Source organism: Anaerovibrio sp. (assembly GCF_051866355.1).
Classification (GTDB): Bacteria; Bacillota; Negativicutes; order Selenomonadales; family Selenomonadaceae; genus Anaerovibrio.
Genome location: NZ_JBJDWZ010000062.1, coordinates 1 through 1,293, shown reverse-complemented (window position 1 = coordinate 1,293; position 1,293 = coordinate 1). Strand labels below are relative to the sequence as shown.

2 protein-coding genes are annotated in these 1,293 nt (G+C 49.0%); one reads left to right on the top strand and one right to left on the bottom strand.

All coding sequences use genetic code 11. The annotated features are described in order from the left end of the window. Nucleotides 1-786: PD-(D/E)XK nuclease family transposase (locus tag ACI3UA_RS03595; protein ID WP_439723464.1), on the bottom strand; the 786-nt coding region annotated here is incomplete at its 3' end. Nucleotides 787-1,015: 229 nt separating this feature from the next. Here ACI3UA_RS03595 and ACI3UA_RS03590 point away from each other — a divergent pair. Then, nucleotides 1,016-1,293 (top strand): ATP-binding cassette domain-containing protein (locus tag ACI3UA_RS03590; protein ID WP_439723463.1); only part of this gene is annotated, 278 nt, incomplete at its 3' end.

The following is a 1,293-nucleotide window of genomic DNA, read 5'->3' as shown; positions in this document are numbered from 1 at the left end:
GTTGATATTGTTGATGCCCTGACGCTCGCCTTCAAGCCTGCCCTCAAGCCTGCCCTGGCGCTCGCCCTCAAGCCTGCCCTGACGCTCGCCTTCGATCCTGCCCTCGTAAAGGCCGAGTTCCTTGCTTTTTTCCAAAAGTTCATCCCAAATATTGCTCATGCTGCTCACTCCTTCCTTAGTTTCCTTGAATTGCCGGACGCGCTCTGCCAGTACGGGATAGTGCATATCCTCCGCCCGGGTGCAGAAAAAATCATGCATCAGCCTGCCCAGGGCATCATCACCGCGGTACGCACCGTTGACATATATGATGTGCGCACCATCATGCACGTTCTGGCCTGTTTCCATGATGCACCGCTCAATGTGATAGAGAGGCAGGCCGCACCTGAATTTGTCCTTTTCAGTAATAAAGATAACGTATGTCTCAGCAAGCTCTTCGCCGTATTGGCCGATATCCTCCTGACTGGCATCCATATAGCTGCTGTTGCGGCGTGCGCGTTTGATGCCTGCACCGCTGTCGGCGCGCTGAACTTCTATATTTACTATTTTACCATCAAATACTGCCCGAATGTCAAGCCGTATTTCCTGCCCCTGCAGGCTGGTTATGGTGTACTCCACCTGGCTGGAAATAACCTTCAGCTCCGGCTTGTCCAGCACAATCTGCAGCACAAGCTCCACGCATTCGTCATGCCCCTCGAACACCTTGCGCATGAAAGCATCGTCTATCAGGCGCAGCTTGTATTTGATGGCGTATATCGCCTGCGCCTTGAGCTCTTCCATAGTGACCAAGTCAATCCCTCCCCGTAAAATAGAAAATAAAAATGGTACATACATATTATAACATGTTAAAGAAAATAAGGGAATATATTTTTTGAAAATAAGTTTATAATACAAGACCGTTGCGGCAAATATCTGTTATTGCCCATGAGGGGCGGAGGTCAATTGAGAAAATGTTTTATTTATGACGGATTTGGTGTATAATGAAAAAGATTGTATAGGGAAATGAGGTTTTACTCGTATGATACACATGAAGGATGTTATGAAGGTCTATGAAAATGGCGCAGTGGCCCTGAACAATATCAACGTGGATATTCGCAAGGGTGAATTTGTGTTTCTGGTAGGCCCCAGCGGTGCAGGCAAATCCACCTTTATCAAGATGCTGTTTCGTGAGGTACTGCCTACTTCCGGTATTCTGACCGTGAACGGCAGGGATGTTATACGCATGGCGAGCCGTGACGTGCCGTATCTCCGGCGCAGCCTGGGGGTAATCTTTCAGGATTACCGCCTGCTGCCGGA